Below are 25550 nucleotides of genomic sequence, written 5' to 3'. Positions count from 1 at the left end.
CATGTCACGTCCACGCCGCGAACGCTCTACCGGAACGCGCAATGCCGTCTTCTTCGTGACAGCAGGCCTTGCCCTGCTCTACGCCTTCGCAACCCTGCCCGGATAGTACAGCGCATGAATCCTCTCGGTCTGTTCGCCGAAACCTTCAATGTCACCGCGCCCGTCTTTGCCATGGTACTGCTGGGCATCGCGCTCAAGCAGCTGAAATGGATCGATCACGCCTTCATCGACACCGCCTCGCGGCTGGTGTTTCGCGGTGCCATGCCGACGCTGATCTTCCTGTCGCTGATCGACGCCGACATGTCCCAGGCCGTGATGCCGGGACTGCTGGCCTACATGGCGGTGATTACCCTGGCCAGCTTCGTGATCATCTGGCTGTGGGCGCGACAGCGCGTCACCGTCAGCGATCGCGGGGCCTACGTGCAGGCCGCCTTCCGGGGCAATGGCGGGATCGTGGGGCTGGCGCTGGCCGCCAGTCTCTACGGGGATTTCGGGCTCTCCGCCGGGAGTCTGATGATCGCCGTGATCATTCCGCTCTACAACGTACTGTCAGTGATCGTACTGGCCGCCTATCAGCCCGGGGGCGCACCGACTGGTCTTCCATCGCGCTCAAGATCGTGAAGAATCCGCTGATCCTGGGGGTGGTGGCCGGGCTGCTGTTCGCCGTCAGCGGACTGCACCTGCCCGCGTGGCTGCACACCTCGGGAGAGTACTTTGCCAATCTCACCCTGCCGCTGGCCCTGATCAGCATCGGCGGCACCATGTCGGTCACCGCCATTCGCAACGCCAGTCGCACGGCCATCGGCGCCAGCCTGATCAAGATGGTCTGGCTGCCGCTGGCCGGGGTGCTGCTCGCCCTGCCCTTCGGCTTCGAGGGGCGTCAGCTGGCGCTGATCATGCTCTATCTGGGCAGCCCCTCGGCCGCGACCAGCTTCGTGATGGCCAAGGCCATGGGCGGCAATGCCGAGCTGGCCGCCAACATCATTGCCATTACCACGCTGGGTACCGGGCTCACCATTACGCTGGGCATCTTTGCGATGCAGCTGACCGGGCTGATCTGACCGCCGGCCGCCGGCGCGCCCTCGCCGGCTTCAGCGCACCAGCGCCGGACGCTTGGGATCGAACTGCCAGCCTTCGATCAGATACTGCATCGCCAGGGCGTCATCGCGCTGGCGCACATCAAGCGAGCGATAGAGCCGATGGGCCTGCTCGAGTTTGCTGTCATCGAGCTCAACCCCCAGGCCCGGCACCTCCGGTACCCGGAGCCGACCGTCGCGGATCGGCAGCGGCTCGCGGGTGATGCGCTGACCATCCTGCCAGATCCAGTGCGTATCAATGGCGGTAATCTCGCCGGGACAGGCAGCCGCTACATGGGTCATCATCGCCAGCGAGATATCGAAATGATTATTGCTGTGCGACCCCCAGGTCAGCCCCCACTCATGGCACAATTCGCCCACGGTGACGGCCCCCTGCATGGTCCAGAAGTGACAGTCCGCCAGCGGGATATCCACTGCGCCAACCTGCAGGGCGTACTGCAGCTGCTTGAAGTCGGTGGCAATCATGTTGGTGGCGGTGGGCAGGCCGGTGCGACGGCGGAATTCCGCCATCGTTTCACGGCCCGACCAGCTCTGCTCCTGACCGCAGGGGTCCTCGGCATAGCTGAGCATGTGCCGGATCGGCGTCAGCACCCGCACGGCCTCTTCCAGTGACCAGGCCCCATTGGGATCCAGGGTCAGCCGCGCCTCGGGAAAGGCCTCGTGGAGCGCCCGGATACAGTCGGCCTCCCGCTCGGGTTCGAGCACGCCGCCCTTGAGCTTGAAGTCGCGAAAGCCGTAGCGCTCATGCGCTGCCCGGGCCAGTTCGACCACGGCCTCCGGCGTCAGGGCCTCCCGGCGGCGCACCTCATCCCAGCGATCCCGCGGCGCCTCCGGCTGCGGATAGGGCAGATCGGTCCGGGCCGGATCGCCGAGCAGGAACAGATAGCCGAGCGCCTCGACCTCATCACGCTGGCGGCCATAGCGCCCCAGCAGATCGGCCACCGGCAGCGCCACGGCCTGCCCCATCAGATCAAACAGCGCCGATTCGATCGCGGTGATGACATGGACGGCCACGCGCAGATCGAAGGTCTGGCGCCCCCGCTCCTCGCGGCCGTTGGCGGCCAGGCGCCGGCGTACGCGTTCGAGGGTGCCCTTCAGCGCAGCTACCGAGCTCCCCACCACCAGGGCTTCGCACTGATCAAGCCCCTGCAGGATGCCGTCACTGCAGGGAATTTCGCCAACCCCGCGGTGGCCGGCGCTATCCTCGAGAATCACCACACAGCGGATGAACCAGGGCGCATGGCCGCCACTGAGATTGAGCAGAAAGCTGTCGTAACCGGCCACCGGAACGACGGTCATGCGGGTAACGGTCGGAAGCATGGCATATTCCTGCAGCAAAGGATGTCATACATCATACAGGCAGGATTCTGCTGGCTTGCGGCGCAGCGAACAAGTTCGACCATGGTGGCAGGCCGGGCGCCATCGCAGCGTACCGCCGAGACCATGCCTGCCACGGCGGCCAAAGCGTCGGAAAAGCCCTAGCGCCGGGCTTCGATGATGACCTCGAACTGCTCGAGGCCACCTCCTTCGAGAAAGGCTTCCTTCGGCATCGGGTTGGCATGGGCCTGCTGGAAATCGTCACTGTTGACCCAGTCACGAAAGGCCTGCTGGCTCTCCCATTCGGTCTCGACCACATAGGGAGCCTGGCTGCCCTGCGGGCGCAGGATGCGCATGGCAACGAAGCCGGGCTGCTGTTCGATCTCGCCGGCGCGCTGGCGAAAGCGGGTCTCGAACATCTCCCGGTAGTCCTCGGTCACGAAGACCCGATTGTTCACGATGTAGCTCATGAGCGATTCCCGGCTTCAGCTGATGGTGGCACTGTCCGGCGTGACATGCCGCACCAGGCGGGCACAGCCATCCGCCCAGACCTCGGCTTCAAGCTCCACGATATCCGCGGTCCCCATCGGCAGGCGGGCCTGAGGGCCGCCATCGACGAGTCGCCCCGTCAGCTCGGCCACCAGCGGCATGTGACTGACCAGCATCCAGGGCGCATCATCGGCGCCGACCCCGACATTGTCCGCCAGCCACTCGATAACCGACTCGACCGGCGCATCGGGCGTGATCAGCGGCAGCGCCATGACATCGTCGACCTGCAGCTGACGTGACATGATCCGCGCCGTCTGCTGGGCGCGGTCATAGGGGCTGGCGACGATATGCAGCCGTGGCCGCGTCTCATCATCCATGGCCGAGAACAGCCATTCGGCCATGCGGGCCACTTCCTGCTGGCCGGTGACATCGAGTGCCCGACTGACGTCCGGCGTACCCGAGACGGCCTCGCCATGGCGCATGATGTAGAGTTTCATGTCAGCGTATCCCGTGAGTCGTTTGGATGGGTGCGGGCCGCCCGCCGCTGGGCGTCGAGTGCGGCTTCCCGCGGGAGGGTGAATTCGACATCGCTGCCCTGTTCGCTGCGCATCAGCGACAGCGCCATGTCACGCGGATCAACCCCTTCGAACAGCACCTGGTACAGGGCCTGGGCCAGCGGCATGTAAACACCGTCGCGCTGTGCCCGATCCACGATCAGATGCACCGTATTGACCCCTTCGGCCACCTGCCCGAGCGCTTCAACCGCCTCCTCGAGCGAACGCCCCTCTCCGATGGCATAGCCCACCCGATAGTTGCGCGACAGCGGCGAGGAACAGGTCACGATCAGATCACCGATGCCGGCCAGCCCGAGAAAGGTCATCGGACTGGCGCCCCGCGCCACGGCAAACCGGCTCATTTCGGCCAGGGCTCGGGTCATCAGCATGCTGCGGGTGTTTTCCCCCATGCCCAGCGCCGCTGCCATCCCCACGGCAATGGCATAGATGTTCTTGAGCGCACCGCCCAGCTCCACGCCGAAGCGGTCATTGCTGGCATAGACCCGGAAATGATCGCAGCTCAGGGCCTGCTGGATACGGGCCCGGGTCATGTCATCATCGCTGGCGATGACGCTGGCGCTGAGATGGCCCTCGGCAATCTCGGCCGCCAGATTGGGGCCGGAGAGCACCCCGATATGCCGACTGACGGTTTCCTCCTCGAGGATCTGGCTCATCAGATGGAAATCGTCGCCTGCCTCGATGCCCTTGGTGGTACTGACCAGCAGGGTCTCGGTACCGATCAGTGGCGCTGCCTGACGCACCACGGCCCGAAAGGCACCCGAGGGAATGGCCACCAGCACCAGCTCGGCCTGCTCGAGCACAAACGCCATGTCACTGGAGGCGTGTACCGAGGGATCGATGGCGAAGTTCGGCAGATAACGGACGTTGACGTGCTGCTCATTGATGTGGGCCACCAGCTGCTCGTCACGCAGCCACTGGCGTACGTGCGCCCCCCGGGTGGCCGCGATGCTCGCCAGTGCGGTGCCGAAGCTGCCGCCGCCCAGTACAGCCACCTGCAGCGAGCGCTCACCCGACGGACGGGAGGCGGTGGAGTGATCGGCAAAGGCCGAATGCACAGTCATTGAATCATCCTGTAGAAGTCACACGGCGCAGGGCGCCCAACCTGGCGAAAGGCCGACGGCGGGTCAATGGCCGGCTCATGATGAACACGACAGACAGACGGCCGCTTCATCCGCCGGCGGCGCCTGCTCATAGGCCTCGCACCCCGGGCGTGGCGTAAAGGGCCGGCACAGGCACTCACGGATCAGCCCCAGTTCGTCTCGATCGCCCCGTTCGGCGGCCTCGATGGCCCGCTGGGCAATATGAGTACGCAGTACATAGACGGGATTGACCGCCTGCATGGCCTCGAGGCGTTCCTCGGTGGTGCGCTGCTCGGTGGCCAGCCGAGCGTCGTAGCGCTCGAGCCACTGCGCCAGTGCCGAGGGATCCGGCACCTCACGCGCCAGCCGGGCACGCTGCATCTCGCTGCCATCGTAATACGACAGCATCCGGAAAGCGCGATGATAGTCCGCACCGCTCTGATAGAGCAGGGTCAGCCACTCCCGGCAGAGCTCGGCATCATCGTCCTGCGGTGTTGTTAGCCCGAGCCGCTGGCGCATGACCGCGCCGAATGCCTGCTGCAGCTGACCACTGAAGCTTTCCAGCGCGCTGACCAGCGCCTCGCGCTCGACCAGCGGCATCAGCGCATTGCCCAGCCGATTGAGGTTCCACAGCGCCACTCCGGCCTGCTGATCGAAGGCGTAGCGCCCTTCGGTATCGGTATGGTTGGGCACCCGATCGGGAATGTAGGTATCCAGGAAGGCGTAGGGCCCGTAATCGATGGTCAGCCCCAGAATCGACATGTTGTCGGTATTCATCACGGCGTGCACGAAGCCGTAGGCCTGCCAGCGGGCGATCAGCTCCGCGGTACGCGCCACCACGTCCTCGAACAGCGCTGCATAAGGGGTTTCATGTTCGCGCAGCCAGGGCCGGTGGCGTTCGATGACATGGTCGGCCAGCCGTTGCAGACCATCCTCGTCGCCCTTGTAGGCCAGCCATTCGAAGTGACCGAAACGCACATGACTCTCCGCCACGCGCAAGAGGGTCGCACCGGGCTCCACGGTTTCGCGCTGCACCCGCTCATCATTGACGGCCACCGCCAGTGCCCGGGTCGTGGGGATACCCAGCGCCGCCAGGTGCTCGCTGACCAGGTACTCCCGGATCGAGCTGCGCAGTACCGCCTGTCCGTCGGCGAAGCGCGAGTAAGGTGTCTGTCCCGAGCCCTTGAGATGCAGATCCAGCGGCCCGTGCGGGGTACGTACCTCGCCGAGCAGCAGCCCCCGACCATCACCCAGCGCCGGGTTGTAGACGCCGAACTGGTGACCGGTATACTTCTGCGCCAGCGGATCCATCCCCGGCAGCAGTTGTTCTCCGGCCATCAGGGCCCGCAGCGGCTCATCGTCGAGTCCTGCCGCCTCCAGGCCCAGCAGTTCGGCGCAGTCCGGACTGGTGTCCAGCACGCGCGTACCGCGCCGCGGTGTCGGCTGCACGCGGGTATAGAAATACTCCGGCAGCCGCGCATAGGCGTTATCGAACTCGAGTCGTTCCAGCGTCATCAGTATTCCGTATCCGTCGGCATGGCCATGACTCATACTCTAGCAAGGGCCGGGAACGCACGCCTAACATTGCCGTCCCACAGCGAACGGATCCTTACTCATGAGCAGAGTGGAGTCGCACCATGCGAGTGCTATTCATTGAAGACGACCCATTGCTCGGCGATGGTGTGGAAACGGCACTCCGGCGTGAAGGTTATACCGTGGAGTGGCTGACCGATGGCCAACAGGCTCTGACGGCGCTGGAAACGGATGATTTCTCCGTGGTGATTCTGGATCTCGGCCTGCCCAGCATGGACGGCATGGAAGTCCTGCGTCGACTGCGCCGCCAGCACAGTGTCCCGGTGCTGATCCTGACCGCGCGCGACGGGGTCGAGGATCGGGTCGCCGGGCTGGATGCCGGTGCCGATGACTATGTTCTCAAGCCCTTCGAGCTGGAAGAACTGGTTGCGCGCATGCGCGCCATCTGCCGGCGTGCCGCCGGGCGGGCCAACCAGTGCATCGAGGTGGGCGAGCTGACCATCGACGACTCCCGTCGCGAGGTCACCTGGCGTGGCAATCCGGTCACGCTCAGTCGCCGCGAATATGCCCTGCTGCTGGAAATGGCCAGCCATCCCGGCCAGGTCATGACCCGGCCCCATCTCGAACAGCTGCTCTACGGCTGGCAGGATGAAGTGGAATCCAACGCCCTCGAGGTGCATATCCACCATCTGCGCAAGAAGCTCGACAACCGTCTGATCGTGACCCTGCGCGGCATCGGCTATCGCCTCGACGATCGGCTGTCATGAAATCGATCCGCCGCTACCTGACCCGCACCCTGATGATCGTGGTCTTCGCCGGCGCCGGCCTGTCAGCACTGTCGGCGTGGTTCACCACCGATCACGAGATGGACGAGATCTTCGACGCCCAGCTCGCCCAGATGACCCGGGTGGTCGCCGGCATGCTGGGTAGTGACATGAATACGCGCGACTATCGCGATCTGCTCGACCACCTCAATCAGCCCGGTCACCTGGCACAGTACTATGGCGACTCGGACAGCCAGCGGCCCCCTGCCACCCGGAGCGAGAATGGCCCGCCCAGGCGATTCATGCACGAGGAGCGGCTGCTCTCCATGGGCTTCTGGCATGACGATGGCTCACCACTGCTGCTCAGTGCCTACTGGAACGATGCCGGGCGTTTCCCGGCGCCGCATGAAGCCGGTTACCGCTGGGTGACCTATGACGATGAGCGTTGGCGGGTGTTCAGTCTCGATGATCGCGACAGCGGTATCTGGATCTCGATCGGGCTGCGCGAGGACTTCCAGCAGGAGCTGGCCCGCAAGATCGTCTATGGCAACACCCTGCCCTATCTGCTGATCCTGCCGCTCATCGGCCTGGCCATCTGGTGGATCATCCGCCGCGGCCTGAAACCGATCGACGCCCTGACCCGTCAGGTGGCCCAGCGTCATCACCAGGACCTGACCACCATCGAGCATGCCACGCCTCGCGAACTCGAGGGCCTGATCGAAGCCATCAATGCCTTCATCGACCGGCTGCGGCTGGCGCTGGACCGGGAGCGTCGCTTTACCGCCGATGCCGCTCATGAGCTGCGCACTCCACTGGCCGGAGTCCGCATTCATCTCGATAACGCCCAGGCCGATGAAGAAGCCGCACGGCTCAGCCGAACCGATGGTGGTGAGCAGGGCCAGCAGGTGCTGCAGCTGAACTCCCTGCACAAGGCACGTTGCGGTATCGAGCGGCTCCAGCGGGTGGTCGATCAGCTGCTGACCCTGGCCCGGCTCGAACGCACGCCCCAGCGCCCCCCCGAGATCATCGATCTTTATCCCATCGCGGCCCAGCTTTCCAGTGAGCTCTGGCCGCTGGCCAGTGACCGGGGTCAGCAACTGGCCATCGATGGACTGGATACGCTGCCGGTCAGGGCCGACCCGACCGAACTCGGGGTACTGCTGCGCAATCTGATCGACAACGCCCTGCGCTATACGCCCGAAGGCGGCAGCGTCATCCTGAGTCTGGAGCAGGACAGTCAGCAGCGGCCGGTCATCCGAGTGCTCGATGATGGCCCGGGCATTGCCCCCGAGGCTCTGGCAAAGGTCACCGAGCGCTTTCATCGCAACAATGACCAGCGCACCTCCGGCAGCGGCCTGGGGCTATCGATCGTCAAGGAACTGGTGCAGCGTCAGCATGCGTCGATGCAGCTGCGCAATCGGGTGCCGCACGGTCTGGAGGTCAGCATTGTCTGGCCGGTAGCGGCGTAAGGCCCTTCAGGAGAGCGATGCCACGGCGTCGCTGCGCAGCCGCTCGATCAGTGATGCATTGCTGTGCAGCAGCGATTCCAGCGCCGCCAGATAGGCCTCGCCACGAATCGAATACCCCTTCAGTTCGGGGATCAGTGCCAGCGCCGTCACACTGCGGTGCTGGCGTCGCAGCTCGGCACGCTTGTGGCGAAGCCGGGCATAGCTGCGATGGGTGTTGAGATTATCGAGATAGGCGCGTACGGCCTCTCCCACCGAATCGAAGCTCTGATAACGGCGGTCCGACCCCCGCTGGGCCATGCCGCAGGCCGTACCGAAACAGCGCAGCCCGAACAGGTTGTTGCCCTCACGGGCAAAGCGCGATGTGCCCCAGCCGGATTCCTCGACGGCCTGAATCAGTACCAGCTGGATGGGAATGGTATCCACGCGTTCGAGCAGCTGCGGCCAGTCGATGGCCGCAGGCACTGCACCTCCCATCCGGTAACGGCTGCAGAGGGCGGCAAGGCGACGCCTTTCACCAGCCGACCAGCGCCCCTGCCGGCGCATGGTCTGCAGCCACTGACGATTTTGTTCGATCTCGGCATTCTGCTGCTCGATCAGCGGGATCATCAGACTGAAAAACGCGATCTTGCGTGCAGGCCCCGCCTGGTGCTCACGCAGGTCGGGCATCTGCATGTCGGCGTCGCTCGCCCGGCTCTGCCCGACTCCCGCGGACAGGCAAATGGCAGTGGCGATCAGCGCCAACACGAGTGCCCTGACACACGACGCTTTGCTCATCGGGTCGGACTCGTATCAACTGGACCGGACAAGGCTACCAGCCGCCTGCAGAAAAGACAGCTCATTTTTCGCGAAAATCGGCCAGTGTCGGCTAATTTTCATGACCGACGCTGACCCTGTGGCATCCGCGGTCACAAAAAAAGCGGCCCGCAGAAGCGGGCCGCCATTGGAGCACTGCCGACGGGATCAGCCGGCCAGCATGGTATTGAGTCGCTTGATGTAGGCAGCCGGATCATCAAGCTGCCCGCCTTCGGCAATGATCGCCTGATCCAGCAGCACGTGCGCCAGATCACTGAAGGCATCCCCTTCGGTCCCTTCCAGCCGGGAAACCAGCGCATGCTCGGGATTGAGCTCGAGGATCGGCTTGACCTCGGGCAGCGGCTGGCCGGCGGCTTCCATCAGACGACGCATCTGATAGCCCATCTCGTGCTCGGGCAGCACCACGCAGGCCGGCGAGTCGGTCAGGCGGTGCGTCACGCGCACTTCCTGCACGTCCTCGCCCAGCACTTCCTGGAGACGAGCCACCAGCGACTCCTTGGCCTTCGCCGTCTCTTCCTGGGCCTTCTTCTCCTCTTCGCTGTCGATTTCGCCCAGATCGAGGTTGCCCTTGGCCACGTCCACGAAAGACTTGCCATCGAACTCGGTCAGATGGGTCATCAGCCACTCGTCGATCCGATCGGACAGCAGCAGTACCTCGATGCCCTTCTTGCGGAAGATCTCCAGATGCGGGCTGTGGCAGGCAGCATTGAAGCTGTCGGCCACGATATAGTAGATCGACTGCTGCTGCTCCTGCATGCGGCCGATGTAGTCCTGGAGCGACTGATCCTGGGTGGTGCTGTCGGTATGCGTGGTGGAGAAGCGCAGCAGCCCGGCGATCTTCTCGCTGTTGGCATGATCCTCGGCCGGCCCTTCCTTGAGCACCGTACCGAACTGGTTCCAGAAGCCCTGATAGCTTTCCGGATCCTTCGCCAGCTTGCCCAGCATGTCGAGCGAGCGCTTGGTCAGCGCATTCTTCATCTTCTCGACCTGCGGGTCCTGCTGCAGCAGCTCGCGGGACACGTTCAGCGACAGATCGTTGGAGTCCAGCACGCCCTTGACGAAACGCAGATAGAGCGGCAGGAACTGCTCGGCATCGTCCAGGATGAAGACACGCTGCACATAGAGCTTGAGGCCGCGAGCCCCTTCACGCTGATAGAGATCGAAGGGCGCACGCTCGGGCACGTAAAGCAGACTGGTGTACTCCAGCTTGCCCTCGACCTTGTTGTGACTCCAGGTCAGCGGATCGCTGAAGTCATGCGCGATGTGCTTGTAGAAGGCCTTGTACTCGTCGTCACTGATCTCCGACTTCGGCCGGGTCCAGAGCGCCTGGGCCTCGTTGACCGTCTCCCAGGTCACGGTCGTTTCGGTCTCGTCCTCACCCTGCTGTACGGTCGGCATGCGCACCGGCACATCAATGTGATCGGAGTACTTGCGGACCAGATGCTTCAGCCGGCTCTCGTCGGCAAACTCGAGGGCATCCTCCTTCAGATGCAGCACGATCTCGGTGCCGTGTTCGGCACGCTCGATCTCGGCGATGGAGAACTCACCCTCGCCGCGCGAACGCCATTCGATGCCGGCAGCATGATCGGTGCCCGCCAGACGGGTACGCACCACGACCTCTTCGGCCACCATGAAACCGGAATAGAAGCCGACCCCGAACTGGCCGATCAGCTTGGCATCCTTTTTCTGCTCGCCGGAGAGCTGCTGCAGGAATTCGGCAGTTCCGGAGCGGGCGATGGTCCCGAGATTGGAGATCACGTCCTCGCGGCTCATGCCGATGCCGTTATCGCGGATGGTGACCGTTTTGGCTTCCTGATCGTACTCGATCTCGACGCGCAGCTCGGGATCGCCCTCATAGAGAGCATCGTTGTCGAGTGCCCGATAGCGCAGCTTGTCGCAGGCGTCGGCACCATTGGAGATCAGCTCGCGCAGGAAGATTTCCCGGTTGGAGTAGAGCGAATTGATCATCAGGTGCAGAAGCTGCTTGACTTCGGTCTGAAAGCCCAGCGTTTGCTCTTGAGCAGTCGTCATGGGTGATCTTCCCTCACGGCGTTCACGGATGAAAGGTGGCCGCCCCGTGGCACACGACCGCATGGCCGTATGCCCGTGGCGATGTGTTTCCGGTTATGGGGGAGAGATCACGAATTTCAAGGGCATGGCGCATGCCACACCCCTCGGAGCGGTGATTGCCGTCGCCCCGGTTTCAGCTCGCCACTCCGGTGCTGTCCCTGGACTGGCGCCAGCGTCGATAGTCATCCAGCTCTTCATCCAGTTTCGCCAGCAGCCAGCCACCGATCACGATGTCATCGATCCAGCCCCAGCCGAGCAGGAAATCGGGAATCAGATCCAGCGGCGAGACGATGTACAGCAGTGCCACGGCCATCAGCACCACCGCCCGTTTCGGCAGCGGGCGATAGTCGCCCCGCTGCCAGTCACGCATCATCGGGAAGAAGGTGGTCAGCGCCTTGACGATCCGCCAGTAGACGCGCCCGCGCCCCCTCACCAGCCCGATCGGGTTGAGTCTCTTCATCGGTCACCTCCGAAGTAACGATTGATGATGGCTGCAGCCTGTCATCACGACGCATTTCTTCAAGTCTAGACACTACAAAGCCGATTGTTTCTCATGCCAGGATAGGCAGCGCTCGATCACGGTCGAAACATGCCGGCAGACACCCCGCACCGGTGCCCTGCCACTACCCCGCAGTGCCGCAAGCTGTACGTTCATGCTGTTGGCTGTCAGGAGATTATCGGGTGAGGCTGAAAACAACCCTGTGCATCGGCTGGCTGATGGGGATCGCGGCGCTGCTGACCGCCCTGCCCGGCCGAGCCGATGATACCGCGCTGCGCGAGGCGCTGGACGCTGCACGCCAGCACCAGTGGAGCCGCATCGACCACGCCGCCATAGCCGATCACGTGCTGGAAGGCTATGTCGAATATCACGAACTGAAATCACGCCTGCCGGCGGTCGACCCGGCCACCGTCAATGAATACCTGCATCGCTTTACCGACTCCCCGCTGTCCGACTGGATGCGCGGTGTCGCCCAGTCGGCCTATGGCAAGGCCGGCCGTTTCGATGCCCTGCTGGCCGTCAGCGACGGTCCGCCGGACAGCACCGAACGGCAGTGCTGGTTCTATCGTGCCCTGCTGGATCGTGACGCCGAGCGTGCGGCCATGGGCGGACGCCGGCTATGGCGTACCGGTCACTCCCAGCCGGATACCTGCAACCCGCTGTTTGACAGGCTGCGTGCCAGCGGCGGGATCGATGCCGATGATGTCTGGGCCCGGATGCTGCTGGCGTGGCGGGCCGGCAACGGTTCACTGGTCGACTATCTCGGCCGGATGCTGCCGGAAAGCTGGCAGTCGGTGCAGGCGGCCTTCGAGCAGGTACGCCGGAACCCCGAAGCCCTGGCGTCGGTCTCCGGGCAGCTTCGCAACCGCGACGGCGCTGCCAGCATGCTCTACACGGCCACCTTTCATCGGCTGACCCGCAACGATCCCGCCGGGGCCCTCGAACTCTGGCAGCGGCTCGACGCTCAGACACCACTGAACAGCGAACAGCGCCACGAAATCGAGCACGATCTGGCCTTTTACTCGATGGTGCACCACGTTGATGCCAATGCCACCTGGACCGACAGCACCATCCGTCGGCTGGGCGACCAGGATCTGCTGGAACTGCGTACCCGCAACGCCCTGACCGATCGCCACTGGGACAGCGCCATGGCCTGGATCGAGCGCATGGCCCCGGAGGAGCGTCGGGATGCCCAGTGGCAGTACTGGCTGGGCCGGGCCCGGGCACAGCTCGGGCATGACGATTCGGCCCGCCAGGCCTGGCAGGTGGCCTCGTCGCAGCGCAGCTTCTTCGGCTTCCTGGCCGCCGACCGGCTTTCACAGCCCTATGAGCTGCATGCCAGTCAGCTGACCATCGCCGACGCCGATCTGCAGGATGCCGCCCGACTGGGGCCGATACGCCGCATCCGCGCCCTCTATCGTCTTGATGAACCCGGACTGGCCCGGGCCGAGTGGTACCATCTGATCCGCCACGCCGCACAGGCCCAGATCCCGACCCTGGCGCAGTATGCCCTGGAGCAGCAGTGGTATGACCTGGCCATTTATGCAGCCGTGCATGGTGATCAGTGGGATGCCCTGAGCTGGAGGTTCCCGCCGGCCTTCGAGCAACAGTTCCGGCACTGGGGCAACGAGCGCAACCTCGATCCCTGGCTGCTGATGGGCATCGCCCGGCGCGAAAGTTCCTTCAACCCCCAGGCCCAGTCACCGGTGGGGGCACGCGGCCTGATGCAGCTGATGCCCGGCACTGCGCAGCATGTCAGCCGCGGACTGGGCATCGACTACAGCGGTGTGGAGGCCCTGGAACAGGCCGACCACAACATCCGCCTCGGCAGCGCCTATCTGAAGGAACTGATCCAGCGCTATCAGGGCAACCGGGTGGCGGCCATCGCGGCCTACAACGCCGGCCCCGGCAACGCCGATCGCTGGCTGGCGAAAGGACCCCAGCCGCTTGACCTGTTCGTGGAGAGCATTACCTATGCGGAAACCCGCGCCTATGTGAAGGCCGTGCTGAGTTATCGGGTCATCTTCGCCGCCGAGGACAGGGGCACGACCCGCGGCATCTCGATGCTGAATGCGGATGAGCGCGATGCCCGCTATGACCTCTCCATGACCCCCTGAACCTCCATAGCCCCCTGAATCTCCAGGACGCCCTGAGCGGTGGCTGCCACCCGCGGCCACCGTAGTGGCGGCCAGGGGATACAGAACGGGGCTAGAGCAGCCCCTGCCCTGCCGCTCGGGCTCACCGCGGGTATCGCCGGCTGTGGCCCCTGCCCGGCGACGCTTCGAGCGTGGTGGCGCTCTGAGCGCAGTGCGTTCAGATAACCAGCACGATCCAGACAAGCCCCACCAGCGCAATGCCCAGTGCAATGCTCATGACCAGCCCGTCACGGGCCACCATGCCCAGCGCAATCAGCAACAGCGTGGCACTGGGCAGTGCGGCGGCAAAGGGCACCAGCTCCAGCGGCGCCATCGATACACCCAGCAGCACCACCAGAATGGCAATAACGCGCTCGACCAGGGGCTGATCAATGAAGGAGAGTCGCGGCTTGAGCAACCGATCCAGCCGGGTGGTAAACGGCCGGGCCTTTTCAACCGCACGATGAAAGCGCTGCTGATCGATCGAGACCTCACGCAGCCGTCGTGGCAGCCAGGGGGACGTCCTGCCGAACACCTGCTGGATGGCCACCAGCGCCACGAACAGTCCGCACGCGGTCGGCACCCCCGGCAGCGGACAGATCATCGCCAGCATGGCCGGCACCACCAGCAGCGGTGCAAAGCCGCGGGAAGCAAAGTTTTCCAGGATATCGCTGATGCTGACGGTATTGCCACTGTGGTTGCGATCCAGCGATTCCAGCAGCTCGGTCAGTTTTTCCGTTTCACTCAATGATACGGCTCCATTCGATTCGGGGTAATTAGGCGCCGGCTACGGTCAGGCTGATGGGGTGGCCGAGCCATCCCAGGCGGCCGCTTCATCCACCGGCTGCTCGCGCTGATCGACACCGGCCCGCTCTTCGGCCTCGATGAACACCCGCTTGACGTCGGGGTGGGCTTCCTTGATGGCCCGATCCACCTGCACGATCGCCTTTTCCAGTGACTCCGCGGTCAGGTCGCGTCGAAAGCGCACGCTCAGATTGACGAGGATGAAATTCGGCCCCATGTGCATGGTCAATACTTCGTTGACCGTTTCCACCACGTTGCTCTCGCCGGCAGCACGACGAATGTCCTCGACCACGTGCTGGTTGGCGCTCTCGCCGATCAACAGCCCCTTGGTCTCGATCGCCAGCCAGACCGCCGTACCCCCCAGGATCAGGCCGATCAGCAGCGAGGCTATGCCGTCAAACAGATGAATGCCGGTCCACTGCGAGAGAAAGACGCCGAGCATGGCGATGAACAGCCCCAGCAGGGCAGCGGAGTCCTCGAACAGCACCACGAAGCGGGAAGGGTCCTTGCCCCGTCGTACCGTCTCGACATAGCTCCACTTGCCCTTGGTCTTGCGGACACTGTTCAGGGCAAAGAGCCAGGAAGCGCCCTCGAACAGGATGCCCAGGCCGAGCACGATGTAGTTGACCATGGGCGAGCTGATCGGCTCCGGCGCCATCACGTGAAGCACGCCCTCGTACAGCGAGACCCCGGATCCGATCGCGAAGATCAGGATGGCCACCACGAAACTCCAGAAATAGACTTCCTTGCCGTGGCCGAAGGGAAACTGTGGGCTCGGCGGCTTTTTGGCCCGGTGCATGCCCAGCAGCAGCAGCACCTGATTGCCGGTATCGACCACCGAATGAATCCCTTCGGAAAGCATGGCGGCACTACCGGTAATCGCTGCCGCGACGAACTTTGTCAGGGCAATCAGCAGATTGCCCCCCATGGCGGCATAAACCACCGCCTTTGATTCCGATGCCATCCCAGACGTCCTGTCGCTTGTTGAAAAAACCGTTCCCTGGCGCGGGGAGTGTTGCCGCTACTGGCGCTGCTCACGCAGATGCTGCATGGACAGCTGATCGTTGAGCGTCCAGAAATCGTAGAGCACACCGATCATGAACAGCCCACCGGTCAGCAGATAGACAATGCCCGTGAGCCATTTGCCCATGTACATGCGGTGTATCCCGAGCGCGCCCAGAAAGGTCAGCAGGATCCAGCTGATGGTGTAGCTGCTGCGCCCGGCCACGAAGCGCATGTCCGCCTCGCGATCCATCGCCGGAATCAGCAACAGATCGATCAGCCAGCCGATGAAGAACAGTCCCAGGGTAAAGAACCAGATCGTGCCGGTGACCGGCTTGCCGTAATAGAAGCGGTGCGCTCCCAGAAAACCGAATAGCCAGAGCAGATAGCCCAGCAGCTTGCTGTGGGTATCCGCGCCATTGGTTGCAGTCGTATTCACGTTCACGGCCCCTGCTCATGCATGCGTGTCGTCATTATCGACACAGGGTAGCCCCTGTGCTGGTTCAGAGCCGATGAATGGGGACGATGGCCCGCGGGTTCAATTCACCCCGGAAAGCGAATCCACCGAGAGGAACATGCCCATCAATCCGGAAATGTCGCTGGACTGGTAGGCGGGCCGAAAACCGACCCGTTCATAGAGATGCCTGGCAGGATTGTCGGCGAAGACCTTGAGCCGGAAGCTCCGGGCCCCCAGCGAGCGCTGGCGGGCGATCCAGTCATCCAGGGTACGACGACCGAGCCCGTGCCCGCGCCAGTGCTCGACAAGATGCAGTTCACGCAGATGATGGATGTCATCATGCGCCTCCCAGGCGATCAGACCCACGGCCTCGCCCTGCTGAACCAGAATGGCCTTTTCGATCCGGCGCCACTGCTGGCGGAACAGCTGTTTGCTGAAGACCATGTGTCGCGCCCGCCAGTAGGGCGCCATGGTGCTTTCAACCAGACGCTGGGCAAAGCGTGCGTCGGCCTCGGAAGCGGCCGGACGCCAGTAATCCGGCCAGAATGACAATTGCGGCAGTTCGCTCACAGCACTCCCAGCTCCCGTAACCTTTCCTCGAGATATTGCCCTGCCGTGTAGCGCGAGGAAAGGGTTACTTCCGAGCGGGGATGCAAAAACAGGGGCAGCGACAGTCGCGGCTGACGGCGTGCCTCGCCCGTCGGATTGACCACCCGATGTGTCGTGGGAGGGTAATAACCTCCCGAAGCCTCCTGCAGCATGTCACCCACGTTGATGACCAGCTGGCCGGGATCGCAGGGCACTTCGAGCCACTCCCCGGAACGATCCTGCACCTCCAGCCCGGCCTGATTGGAAGCCGGCAGCACCGTGATCAGATTGATATCCTCGTGGGCGGCCGCACGCACCGCACCGGCCTCTTCACTGCCGCTGAGAGCGGGATAGTAGAGGATTCGCAGCAGGGTCTGCTGGCTCTCCCGGATCATGGAGGACAGCGACTCACTGAAGGTGCCGGATACCGAATCGGGGGTACAGGCCTCGATCCAGCCGAGCAGCTGCGCTGCCAGCTGCTCGACCTGCTGGTAATAGGTTTCTATGTCGGGACGCAGCTCGGGCGGCACCTTGCCCCACGGGAAGACGTGATAGTACGCCTTCAGATCGCGTAGCTGCTGCCCCTTGGCCTTTTCCGAAACATCGGGGGGAAAGTAGCCATCCTGGGTGACCGGATCGAAGCGCCATTCAAGGCACTCGTCGCTTTCGAAAAACTGCTGCCAATCCCGGTAGATACGCTCAACCAGTGCCTGCGAGACGGGGTGGTTGCGAATTACTCCGAAGCCCGTCTCCCGCAGCGAGCGGGTGAATTGTTGTGCAGCTTCAGCGCTTTCGTAATCGACGTTCTGGACCTGCATGGACTTTGCCTCTAGTGTGTTCTTGTAGGCATATTAGCCGGTGTGCAGGGGATGCGAAAATTCGCTTGACGCTCCCCGGGCGCTGGCGCATGCTGCTTCGCGTAGGTTTGCAGGTAGGATATCGGCAGCTACGGTCGACTCTTCGATTTCCGAGCGTCAGTCCCCTGAAAGCCCAACGCATTTTTTCGGGCTACGGCTCGGCTTTATCGTCAAGACAGCAAGGAAATCGACAATGGCAACCGGTACCGTCAAGTGGTTCAACGACACCAAGGGATACGGCTTCATTTCCCCGGATGATGGTGGCGACGATCTCTTCGCACACTTTTCCGAAATCCAGGCTGAAGGCTTCAAGTCGCTGCAGGATGGCCAGAAGGTCTCCTTCGAGGTGACCCAGGGCAAGAAAGGCCTTCAGGCTGCCAACATCAAGGTTATCGACTGAACGATCGTCAGTCGTGATGGCCGGAAAGCCTGCCCTCGTGGCGGGCTTTTTTAATACCTGAAATTCGATAGCCGCCATCGTGAAGTGCCCGAATGACAAGGGGCCGACTGCCGTTGTGGCAGCCGGCCCCGAGCATTACCGGGACACGTCACGAATTACTGGCTACCGGTCGAACCGGTATTCTGCTGCTGATCGTCGTCACTGCCCTGCTCCATGTCACCCGAAGAGGTTGTGCCGCCTCCGGTGGAGCCTTCGGAGTTCATGCTGTCCTCGTTCATGCCATTCATGCTGGAGCTGGTGTCATCGGACATCTGTCCGTTGGTGCCACCCGAGCCCATTGATTCGGGCTGATTCGATGCGGAATCGCTGCCTTCCATCGAATCGGAGGAGCTGCCGCCCTGCATCGAACCGGACTCGCTGCCCTGTCCGCTGCCTGTGCCCTGGGAGTTCTGCTGCTGGGACTGGCTCTGCTCACTACCGGAGCCGGACTGCTGCTCGCCGCCCTGCTCATCTCCGCCGCCGCAGCCTGCAAGGCCCAGCGCCATGAGAAAGGTAGTACCGGCAATTGCCAAGGTTTTCCTGCTCATTTCAAATCTCCCTGATAGCGGGTCACTGACTGTTTGGTCCATCAACTCCCTGTGCAGTTTCATTCCAGCAAAGCACCCCGGGACATGCAAGCGGGAACGATCAGGCAGTACCTCTACCTGCCGATATCCTCATACCAGATTTCGGGATGTTCACGAATGAAGCGCTGCATCAGTTCGATACAGCTTTCATCCTGGAGGACATCAACGGTTATCCCCAGTGAACGCAGCCGATCTTCAGCACCGACAAAGTTGACGTTTTCTCCCACGATCACATGGCGAAAGCCGTAAAGCTCAATGGCCCCCGAGCACATGACGCAGGGTGACAGCGTGGTATAGAGACGACTCTCCCGATATATCTCAGCCGGCTGCCGCCCACACTGTTCCAGCGCATCGATCTCGCCGTGGCGCGTGGCACTCCCCTGCTGAACCCGCCGGTTGTGTCCGCGACCGATGATGCGATCATCGTGCACGATGACACAGCCGATGGGCACGCCGCCCTCTTCATGGCCACGACGCGCCTCGTCGAAAGCCGCCTGCATGAATCTGTCCATCATTGCTCCCGAGGTTGCTGATCCGAAGTTGACGGGCCCTCCCCGTCAGTCGGCACTTCCGGCCCGGGCGCTCAGCAGCGGGCACTCTTCCGGCAGGATAACGGCAAGCGCACCGGGGCGGATACTGATACTCATCTGGGTAAACTCGTGCGCCTCTCCATCCAGATTGACCGGCAGCGGACGGCGGCTGTCGAACTGCATCGAGGTCAGCTGATAGTAGCGCACCACGCTGCCCTGGTCGGAGAGATGATTGAGCTCGCGAATGGCCTGCCCGATGCGTGACAGCGGAAAGGATTCCACCGCCAGCACATCCAGCAGCCCGTCATCGAGCAGTGCCTTCGGTGCCAGCTCCTGGCCGCCTCCCGCCTGCCGGCCGTTGCCAATCGAAAGCACGATCAGCGAGGCTTCCACATTACGGTCGGACAGGATCAGGCGCCCCTCGAAGGGCTGAAAGCGCCAGGCACGCATGGCACCTACCAGCGAGTAGGCCCCGCCCCCGAGCATTTTCTTGAGCTTGGGCGGGGTGGTACTGGTCACCCTGGCCCCGAAACCGCCCGAGGCCAGGTTGATGAAATGCAGATCGTTGATGCAGCCCACATCAATATTGAAGGCCTCGCCATCGGTGGCCAGCGACAGGGCATCCATGGGGGTGAGGGGAATACCGGTACTGGTGGCAAAGTCGTTGGCCGTGCCCATGGGCACGATGCCCATTTCCGGACGCTGCTCGGCGGGATGGCGCATCAGGGCATTGACGGCATCGTGCAGGGTGCCATCGCCACCGCCGATCACGATCCGTCGGATACTGCGCTCCACCGCCATGCCGATGAAGCGTTCGACATCCTCGCCCGACTGCGTCACCTTGAGCTCAAGGGCCACGCCCGCTGCCCGGGCTCTCCGGATGGCCTCCTGCAGGGCGGGGTCATCGGTCGCCTTGCCATTGATGATCAACCAGATGCGCACGCGTACTCTTCTCCCTGACCGGCCTTGCTGCTGGTATATCCGTTACCATGGCGCCGGTGCCGCACCTCGGCCTGTACAGGCGCGACCCCGGAGCGACATGCACCGTGCCGATATGCGGCCGGGCTTGCCATGCCGACATTATCATGGCATCCATGTGGCCTGATGCCACTGATGGATTTATCCGGATGCCCGACCCCGATTTCGACGATGTCCGTCGTGCCGCACGCTCTCTCCGGGGGCATGCGCATCATACGCCGATACTGACCAGCAGGACCGCCAACGAGCGCACCGGGGCCGAGCTGCTGTTCAAGGCCGAACACCTTCAGCGTATCGGTGCCTTCAAGTTTCGCGGCGCCTGGCATGCCATCGCCCGACTGAACGATGACCAGCGTCGCCATGGCGTAATTGCCTACTCCTCCGGCAATCACGCCCAGGCCGTGGCGCTGGCAGCACGCGAGCAGCACATACCGGCTACCATCGTCATGCCCGAGGATGCGCCACCGGCCAAGATGGCGGCCACCCGCAGCCATGAAGCCCGGGTCATCACCTATGATCGCTATCGCGAAGACCGCGAAGCCATTGCCTCAGAGCTGGCCGAACGTGATGGTCTGAGCCTGATTCCACCCTACGATCATCCGGATATCATCGCAGGCCAGGGTACGGCAGCGCTGGAACTGTTCCACGAGGCCGGGGAGCTCGACAGCCTGGTGGTCTGTCTCGGCGGCGGCGGTCTGCTGTCCGGCAGCGCCATTGCCGCCGAACAACTGTCACCCCACTGTCGCATTATCGGTGTCGAACCGGAAGCCGGCAATGACGGACAGCAATCCCTGTCGCGCGGTGAGATCGTGACCATTCCCGCACCTCGCACCCTGGCCGATGGTGCTGCGACCACTCATCTCGGTCGACTGACCTTTCCCATCATTCAGCGCCGGGTGGCCGAAATCGTCACGGTCAGTGATGCCGCACTGGTGCGCACCATGCACTTCCTGGCCGAACGCATGAAGCAGTTCGTCGAGCCTACCGGCTGTCTCGCTGCTGCAGCCGTGCTGGAAGGTTCGATCCCGGTCGCCGGTCAGCGGGTAGGCATCCTGATCAGTGGTGGCAACATCAGCCCCGCACACTACGCCCGACTGCTGTCAGAGGCGTGACCCCGCACTGCCCCCTGGCAGGCTGCAGCCCCGTCACGCATGCCCACACAGAGCACCAGCAGCGGGGTCACCTCCTCGCCGAGGGCCTGCTGGAATTCCGGGGCATGCTCTTTGATACCAGCCACACCCACGGCTGCCAGCGACAGCGCCTCGGCCTGCAGCAGCACGTTCTGCATCGCCGCCCCGGCTTCGAGATAAACAAAACGTGCCCCGCGCTCCGCCCCCTGATCAGCAAAATGCCGATTCATGCTGCCGGTATCGGCCCCCATCAGCACCAGCGCTGCCGCCTCGTTCAACCAGGGCTGCTCACCGATTGCCAGGGCATCGACCCGGAACGCGTCAGCCACCAGAGGCTGCAGTCCGAACGGATCGGCACAATAGCGATAGAGCCCATGCGCCATGCCCTCAACACGCGTACAATACGCCGCCAGTACCAGCGGATAGCAGCCATGAGGCGATGGCGTGGTACGCCGGTCATTGTCGATGGTGCCCTGGGCGGCCCACAGCAGCTGCCCGAGAGTACGCGCATCCAGCGACCGGGCAGCGAAGGTGCGCCTGCTGCGGCGCTCTGCCAGTACCGGCGCCAGCCGATGATCGGGATACTGTTCGAGTGGCATGAAGCGCGTCATGCGCTGTCTCCCTGTGGTTTTTTAATCCATTTTCGAATAACAGCATTATAATTTATACCTTTTAATTCGAGGGGCCGATCGCTAGCATGCGTTTTCCCGCCCCGGGGACGAGATGAGGAATATCCCGATGTCGCAAGGCCCCCTACTCGATACCAACAGTCCCCTGAGCGCTGACCAGGCGCAACGCCTCAACGAGGTGCTGCAGAGCCTGGACAGCCATCAGATGACCTGGCTGAGTGGGTATCTCGCCGGATTCAGCGCTTCCGGACAGCCGGCTGCCACCGGCGCGCCTGCATCAGCCGAGACGACCGCTTCGGCGCCCGAAGTGGTCGTGCTGTTCGGCAGCCAGACGGGCAACGCCGAAGGTGTCGCCGAGCTGGCACGCGATCGCGCCAAGGCCCGCGGTTTCGAAGTGCGCTTCGCCGATATGGCGGACTTCGGCAAGAAGGACCTCAAGGAGCCCATCAATCTGATGGTCGTGGTCAGTACGCATGGTGAAGGCGAGCCCCCCGATCCGGCCATCGGCTTTCACGAGCTGCTCGGTGGCCGCAAGGCGCCGAAACTGGAAGGCTCCCGCTTTACCGTGCTCGGGCTGGGCGACTCCAGTTACGATCAGTTCTGTCAGATGGGCAAGGATTTCGACGCCCGCTTCGCCGAACTGGGCGCCGAACGCATCCTCGATCGGGTCGATTGCGATGTCGACTACGAGGAAGCCGCCGAAGCATGGGTCGAGGATGCCCTGTCGAAGTTTGCCGAACTTGCGGGGGGCACTACCACCGCGGCTCCCCAGGCCGAGGCGGCAGCCGACAGCGGCAGGTCAAAGTGGTCCAAACGCAATCCCTTCCACGCCGAAGTACTCGATACCGTGCTGCTCAACGATCACGGCTCCAGCAAGGAGACCCGTCACGTCGAGCTGTCACTGGAAGACTCCGGACTGGTTTACGAACCCGGGGATGCGGTGGGCATCCTGCCGCAGAATGATCCGGAGCATGTCGACGAACTGATCGCCACGCTCGGGCTCGATGCCGCCAGTGACGTCGGCGAGGGGCGCCAGCTGCGCGATGCCCTGCTCAGCGATTTCGAGATCACCACCCTGACCCGCCCCTTCGTCGAGAAGTGGGCCGAGCTGAGCGACAACGCCGAGCTGCGTCGTCTGCTGGGTGAGGATGCCAGGCAGGAATTCCGCGAATGGAGCTACGGCCGTCACATCATCGATGTGATCGAGCAGTTTCCGGCCGAGCAACTCGATGCCGCCACCTTTACCGGGACATTGCGCAAGCTGCCACCACGGCTTTATTCCATTGCCTCGAGTTACAATGCTGATCCCGACGAGGTACACCTGACCATCGGCGTGGTGCGCTACGAATCACTGGGGCGTGCCCGCAACGGCGTGACCACCGGCTATCTCGCCGATCACGTCGAACCGGGCGATCGGATTCCGATCTATATTGATCACAACAAGAACTTCAAGCTGCCCCATGATGACAATACCCCGATCATCATGGTGGGCCCCGGTACCGGCGTCGCGCCCTTCCGGGCCTTCATGCAGGAGCGTGAGGAGCGCGGCGCCCGGGGCAGCAACTGGCTGTTCTTTGGCGATCAGCACTTTCGCACCGACTTTCTCTATCAGAGCGAGTGGCTCGACTGGCGCGAGAAGGGATTGCTGCATCGTCTGGAAGTGGCCTTTTCGCGCGACCAGGGCGAAAAGATCTATGTTCAGGACCGCATGCGCGAGCATGGCGAGGAAATCTACGCCTGGCTTGAAGCAGGTGCCCATTTCTATGTATGCGGTGACGGCGAACGCATGGCTGCCGATGTCCATCAGGCTCTGCTGGACATCGTGCAGCAATATGGCGACCTTGATGAGGAAGCCGCTGCTCAGCATGTACGTGAACTGCAGCAGTCCAGGCGCTACCAACGGGATGTATACTGATCATGACTGACATCATCACCCGACTTCGCGAAGTTTCGTTTGATGACCTTCACCCCAACGAGCGGCTGAAGGTCGACAGCGACTACCTGCGTGGCAGCCTTCTGAAAGGCATGGCGGATACGGCTACCGGCGCCGTTGTCCCTGACGATACGCAGTTGACCAAGTTCCACGGCTTTTACATGCAGGACGACCGCGACGTACGTAACGAGCGTCGTCAGCGCAAGCTTGAGCCCCTGTATTCCTTCATGGTGCGACTGCGCCTGCCCGGTGGCCGTATCAGCGCTGCCCAGTGGCAGACACTGGATGACGTGGCGAGTGACTACGCCAACGACACATTACGCATTACCACACGCCAGACCTTCCAGTACCACGGTGTATTCAAGGAAAATCTGCGCGCGCATCTGAAAACGATCAACGATGCGATGATCGACACCATCGCTGCCTGCGGCGACGTCAATCGCAATATCACCTCGACTGCCAATCCGCACCGCTCGGCGCTCCACCGTCAGGTGTATGAGCTGGCCGGAGAGATCAGCGCCCATCTGTTACCCCGCACCCGCGCCTATCACGAGATTTTCCTCGGCGAGGAACGAGTCGCCGGTGGGCCGGATGAAGTGTACGAGCCGCTCTACACACAGCACTATCTGCCGCGCAAGTTCAAGATTGGATTGGCGATCCCACCGGATAACGAGCTGGATGTATTTGCCAATGACGTTGCCTTCATTGCCGATGTCGGTGAGGACGGCACGCTCAATGGATTCAACGTCGCCGTGGGTGGCGGCATGGGCACTACCCATGGTGAGCCGGCAACCTATCCGCGCATGGCCAGTGTGATCGGCTTCTGCACAACCGAACAGGTCGTCGACGTGGCCGAGAAGATCATGCTGGTGCAGCGCGACAATGGCAATCGCCAGGATCGCAAGAACGCACGTCTGAAATACACCGTCGATACCATGACCGTGGAGGGTTTCAAGGCAGCGGTTGAAGAGTATCTGGGTTATGAACTGGCTGCGGATCGCCCCTTCGAGTTCACTACTACCGGTGACCAGCTGGGCTGGTATCAGGGCGAGGATGGTCAGTGGCACTATGGCCTGTACATTGAAAACGGACGTATTCGTGACTATCCGGCCAACAATCCCATCCATGCTGGTATGCAGATCAAATCGGGTCTGCGCGCAATCGCCGACATGCATGATGGCGACATTGTTCTGACTACCAACCAGAACGTGATCATCACCTGCGTGGCCGAGAAGGATCGTGAAAGAATCGACGCCATTATCGACCAGTATCGGATGGTGAAAAACGTCACCCCAATGCGCCAGCATTCGATGGCCTGTGTAGCCTTTCCCACCTGCGGTCTGGCCATGGCCGAAAGCGAGCGCTATCTGCCGGGCCTGCTTGACAAGCTCGACAGCATAATGAAGAAGGCCGGGCTGGAAAACGATCCAATTGTGGTTCGCATGTCTGGCTGCCCCAACGGTTGCAGCCGTCCGTTCATGGCCGAAATCGGCTTTGTCGGCAAGGCTATCGGTCGCTACAACCTCTATCTGGGGGGTAACGAAACCGGTACCCGGCTCAACAAGATGTATCGCGAAAACATCGACGAGAAGACCATTCTGGAAGAGCTCACACCACTGCTGCACCGCTACGCCAGCGAGCGTGAAGCCGGCGAGTGCTTCGGAGATTTCGTCATTCGTGCCGGTGTCATCAAGGCGACCACCCAGGGGCTGGATTTCCACGAGCAGTAAGCCGGTCTTCACTGCTTCGGCCATTGAAAAACCCCCGACAATGTCG

26 protein-coding genes are annotated in these 25550 nt (G+C 62.8%); 9 read left to right on the top strand and 17 right to left on the bottom strand.

The features are described 5' to 3' along the window. The first annotated feature begins 114 nt into the window (after window positions 1–114). Together C7446_RS16840 and C7446_RS16835 are read left to right on the top strand one after the other, a co-directional pair. Window positions 115–621 carry an AEC family transporter gene (locus tag C7446_RS16840; RefSeq protein ID WP_342768379.1) on the top strand — a complete coding sequence of 169 codons (507 nt, stop codon included), beginning with the start codon at window positions 115–117 and terminating at the stop codon, window positions 619–621. Next, complete coding sequence (locus C7446_RS16835) at window positions 618–1061, top strand: AEC family transporter (RefSeq protein WP_342768378.1); 444 nt, start codon at window positions 618–620, stop codon at window positions 1059–1061. Before C7446_RS16840 ends, C7446_RS16835 begins: the two co-directional genes overlap by 4 nt. Before the next feature lie 30 nt (window positions 1062–1091). On the opposite strand, the gene C7446_RS13035 is transcribed toward C7446_RS16835, so the two are convergent. The 5 genes from C7446_RS13035 to C7446_RS13015 all read right to left on the bottom strand — a co-directional run bounded on the left by C7446_RS13035 (window position 1092) and on the right by C7446_RS13015 (window position 6072). Next, the gene (locus C7446_RS13035) at window positions 1092–2417 is read right to left on the bottom strand and encodes an enolase C-terminal domain-like protein (RefSeq protein WP_121173547.1); all 1326 of its coding nucleotides are present in this window, start codon (window positions 2415–2417) and stop codon (window positions 1092–1094) included. A 158-nt stretch (window positions 2418–2575) separates the two neighbouring features. Then, complete coding sequence (locus C7446_RS13030) at window positions 2576–2884, bottom strand: antibiotic biosynthesis monooxygenase family protein (protein ID WP_121173546.1); 309 nt, start codon at window positions 2882–2884, stop codon at window positions 2576–2578. 15 nt (window positions 2885–2899) lie between these two features. After that, window positions 2900–3400 (bottom strand): phosphohistidine phosphatase SixA, encoded by a 501-nt coding sequence (gene sixA / locus C7446_RS13025; RefSeq protein WP_121173545.1) that lies wholly within the window; start codon window positions 3398–3400, stop codon window positions 2900–2902. Beyond that, window positions 3397–4539 (bottom strand): NAD(P)H-dependent glycerol-3-phosphate dehydrogenase, encoded by a 1143-nt coding sequence (locus tag C7446_RS13020; protein WP_121173544.1) that lies wholly within the window; start codon window positions 4537–4539, stop codon window positions 3397–3399. Before C7446_RS13020 ends, sixA begins: the two co-directional genes overlap by 4 nt. A 75-nt stretch (window positions 4540–4614) precedes the next feature. Further along, entirely contained in the window at window positions 4615–6072 is a 1458-nt protein-coding gene (locus tag C7446_RS13015; protein WP_121173543.1) for a protein adenylyltransferase SelO, read from the bottom strand. Between the two features lie 122 nt (window positions 6073–6194). Between C7446_RS13015 and C7446_RS13010 the strand changes: the two genes are divergently transcribed. Together C7446_RS13010 and C7446_RS13005 are read left to right on the top strand one after the other, a co-directional pair. Continuing rightward, entirely contained in the window at window positions 6195–6857 is a 663-nt protein-coding gene (locus C7446_RS13010; protein ID WP_121173542.1) for a response regulator, read from the top strand. Next, the gene (locus tag C7446_RS13005; RefSeq protein WP_121173541.1) at window positions 6854–8323 is read left to right on the top strand and encodes an ATP-binding protein; all 1470 of its coding nucleotides are present in this window, start codon (window positions 6854–6856) and stop codon (window positions 8321–8323) included. Before C7446_RS13010 ends, C7446_RS13005 begins: the two co-directional genes overlap by 4 nt. A gap of 6 nt (window positions 8324–8329) precedes the next feature. On the opposite strand, the gene C7446_RS13000 is transcribed toward C7446_RS13005, so the two are convergent. From C7446_RS13000 to C7446_RS12990, 3 genes are all read right to left on the bottom strand, one after another. After that, complete coding sequence (locus C7446_RS13000; RefSeq protein WP_121173540.1) at window positions 8330–9097, bottom strand: protein bax; 768 nt, start codon at window positions 9095–9097, stop codon at window positions 8330–8332. A 186-nt stretch (window positions 9098–9283) separates the two neighbouring features. Next, on the bottom strand, window positions 9284–11167 hold the full coding sequence (htpG, locus tag C7446_RS12995) for a molecular chaperone HtpG (RefSeq protein ID WP_121173539.1): 1884 nt from the start codon (window positions 11165–11167) through the stop codon (window positions 9284–9286). 172 nt (window positions 11168–11339) lie between these two features. After that, window positions 11340–11666, bottom strand: coding sequence for a YkvA family protein (locus C7446_RS12990; protein ID WP_121173538.1), 327 nt, complete (start codon window positions 11664–11666; stop codon window positions 11340–11342). Between the two features lie 221 nt (window positions 11667–11887). On the opposite strand from C7446_RS12990, the gene C7446_RS12985 reads away from it, so the two are divergent. Continuing rightward, window positions 11888–13822 (top strand): transglycosylase SLT domain-containing protein, encoded by a 1935-nt coding sequence (locus C7446_RS12985; RefSeq protein ID WP_245977846.1) that lies wholly within the window; start codon window positions 11888–11890, stop codon window positions 13820–13822. A gap of 196 nt (window positions 13823–14018) precedes the next feature. Here C7446_RS12985 and C7446_RS12980 read toward each other — a convergent pair whose 3' ends face one another. From C7446_RS12980 to C7446_RS12960, 5 genes are all read right to left on the bottom strand, one after another. Continuing rightward, complete coding sequence (locus C7446_RS12980; protein ID WP_121173537.1) at window positions 14019–14588, bottom strand: exopolysaccharide biosynthesis protein; 570 nt, start codon at window positions 14586–14588, stop codon at window positions 14019–14021. 45 nt (window positions 14589–14633) lie between these two features. Next, complete coding sequence (locus C7446_RS12975; protein ID WP_121173536.1) at window positions 14634–15608, bottom strand: cation diffusion facilitator family transporter; 975 nt, start codon at window positions 15606–15608, stop codon at window positions 14634–14636. Between the two features lie 57 nt (window positions 15609–15665). Continuing rightward, window positions 15666–16085, bottom strand: a complete 420-nt coding sequence (locus C7446_RS12970; RefSeq protein WP_121173609.1) for an NINE protein — start codon at window positions 16083–16085, stop codon at window positions 15666–15668. 99 nt (window positions 16086–16184) lie between these two features. After that, on the bottom strand, window positions 16185–16673 hold the full coding sequence (locus C7446_RS12965) for a GNAT family N-acetyltransferase (RefSeq protein WP_121173535.1): 489 nt from the start codon (window positions 16671–16673) through the stop codon (window positions 16185–16187). Then, complete coding sequence (locus C7446_RS12960; protein WP_121173534.1) at window positions 16670–17509, bottom strand: isopenicillin N synthase family dioxygenase; 840 nt, start codon at window positions 17507–17509, stop codon at window positions 16670–16672. The genes C7446_RS12965 and C7446_RS12960 overlap by 4 nt, the downstream gene beginning before the upstream one ends. Window positions 17510–17741: 232 nt before the next feature. Here C7446_RS12960 and C7446_RS12955 point away from each other — a divergent pair, with 232 nt between their 5' ends. Then, window positions 17742–17948, top strand: a complete 207-nt coding sequence (locus C7446_RS12955; protein ID WP_070976792.1) for a cold-shock protein — start codon at window positions 17742–17744, stop codon at window positions 17946–17948. Between the two features lie 155 nt (window positions 17949–18103). On the opposite strand, the gene C7446_RS12950 is transcribed toward C7446_RS12955, so the two are convergent. The 3 genes from C7446_RS12950 to yegS form a co-directional block, all read right to left on the bottom strand. Next, entirely contained in the window at window positions 18104–18535 is a 432-nt protein-coding gene (locus C7446_RS12950) for a hypothetical protein (protein ID WP_147408776.1), read from the bottom strand. Window positions 18536–18648: 113 nt separating this feature from the next. Next, complete coding sequence (locus C7446_RS12945) at window positions 18649–19086, bottom strand: nucleoside deaminase (RefSeq protein ID WP_121173532.1); 438 nt, start codon at window positions 19084–19086, stop codon at window positions 18649–18651. Window positions 19087–19131: 45 nt separating this feature from the next. Beyond that, entirely contained in the window at window positions 19132–20046 is a 915-nt protein-coding gene (yegS, locus tag C7446_RS12940) for a lipid kinase YegS (RefSeq protein ID WP_170150091.1), read from the bottom strand. 185 nt (window positions 20047–20231) lie between these two features. On the opposite strand from yegS, the gene C7446_RS12935 reads away from it, so the two are divergent. After that, window positions 20232–21194: a threo-3-hydroxy-L-aspartate ammonia-lyase gene (locus C7446_RS12935; RefSeq protein ID WP_170150090.1), complete on the top strand. Its 963-nt coding sequence runs from the start codon at window positions 20232–20234 to the stop codon at window positions 21192–21194. On the opposite strand, the gene C7446_RS12930 is transcribed toward C7446_RS12935, so the two are convergent. Further along, a complete protein-coding gene (locus C7446_RS12930; protein WP_121173530.1) occupies window positions 21167–21823 on the bottom strand; it encodes a nitroreductase family protein in 657 nt (218 codons plus the stop codon). The genes C7446_RS12935 and C7446_RS12930 overlap by 28 nt on opposite strands. A 127-nt stretch (window positions 21824–21950) precedes the next feature. Between C7446_RS12930 and C7446_RS12925 the strand changes: the two genes are divergently transcribed. Both C7446_RS12925 and C7446_RS12920 read left to right on the top strand, forming a co-directional pair. Beyond that, on the top strand, window positions 21951–23756 hold the full coding sequence (locus C7446_RS12925) for an assimilatory sulfite reductase (NADPH) flavoprotein subunit (protein ID WP_121173529.1): 1806 nt from the start codon (window positions 21951–21953) through the stop codon (window positions 23754–23756). 2 nt (window positions 23757–23758) lie between these two features. Further along, window positions 23759–25504, top strand: coding sequence for an NADPH-dependent assimilatory sulfite reductase hemoprotein subunit (locus tag C7446_RS12920; RefSeq protein WP_121173528.1), 1746 nt, complete (start codon window positions 23759–23761; stop codon window positions 25502–25504). Window positions 25505–25550: the final 46 nt, after the last annotated feature.

This window comes from Kushneria sinocarnis (assembly GCF_003633775.1).
GTDB classification, from domain to species: domain Bacteria; phylum Pseudomonadota; class Gammaproteobacteria; order Pseudomonadales; family Halomonadaceae; genus Kushneria; species Kushneria sinocarnis.
Note: the sequence above shows the minus strand (reverse complement) of the source record. Positions and strands in the feature narration are given on the sequence as shown.